Source organism: Rhabdonatronobacter sediminivivens (assembly GCF_013415485.1).
Taxonomy (GTDB): Bacteria; Pseudomonadota; Alphaproteobacteria; order Rhodobacterales; family Rhodobacteraceae; genus Rhabdonatronobacter; species Rhabdonatronobacter sediminivivens.
On the sequence record NZ_JACBXS010000134.1, the window covers coordinates 1 to 799 of the forward strand.

1 pseudogene is annotated in these 799 nt (G+C 69.0%); it reads left to right on the top strand.

The annotated features are described in order from the left end of the window. Window positions 1–713: pseudogene (locus HUK65_RS18500) on the top strand (chromosome segregation protein SMC); the annotation flags it as partial. Window positions 714–799: the final 86 nt, after the last annotated feature.

Below are 799 nucleotides of genomic sequence, written 5' to 3' on the forward strand. Positions count from 1 at the left end.
TGCTGGACCGCCTGCAGGCCGACCCGGACACCCTGCCCGACACCGAAGCGCTGGAGGCCGAGGCCGCGCGCCTGCGCCGCGCGCGCGAAGCGCTGGGCGCCGTCAACCTGCGCGCCGAGGAAGACGCCGCCGAAATCCGCACCGAACATGACAGCCTGACCGCCGAAAAGGCCGATCTGGAAGCCGCCATCACCAAGCTGCGCGCCGGGATCGCGGCGCTCAACCGCGAAGGGCGCGAAAGGCTGCTGATTGCCTTCGATCAGGTCAACGGCAATTTCACCACGCTCTTCACCCATCTTTTCGGCGGTGGCGAGGCCCGGCTGGTGCTGGTGGAATCCGATGACCCGCTCGAGGCCGGGCTGGAGATCATGTGCCAGCCCCCGGGCAAGAAGCTCTCGACCCTGTCGCTGCTCTCGGGGGGGGAACAGACGCTGACGGCGCTGGCGCTGATCTTTGCGGTGTTCCTGGCCAACCCGGCCCCGATCTGCGTGCTGGATGAGGTCGACGCGCCGCTCGATGACGCCAATGTGGCGCGCTTCTGCGACCTGCTGGACGAGATGACGCGGCGCACCGAAACCCGCTTCCTGATCATCACCCATAACGCCATCACCATGGCGCGCATGGACCGCCTGTTTGGCGTGACCATGGCCGAACAGGGGGTCAGCCAACTGGTCAGCGTGGACCTCCACGACGCCGAGGCCCTGGTCGCCTGACGCCCCCCGGAAGCCCCCCTCGATCCGGGCGCGCGCCCAGCCCTGCGCCAGAAGGGCTGCCCGGCCCAACGGGAGGGGGCGGATTT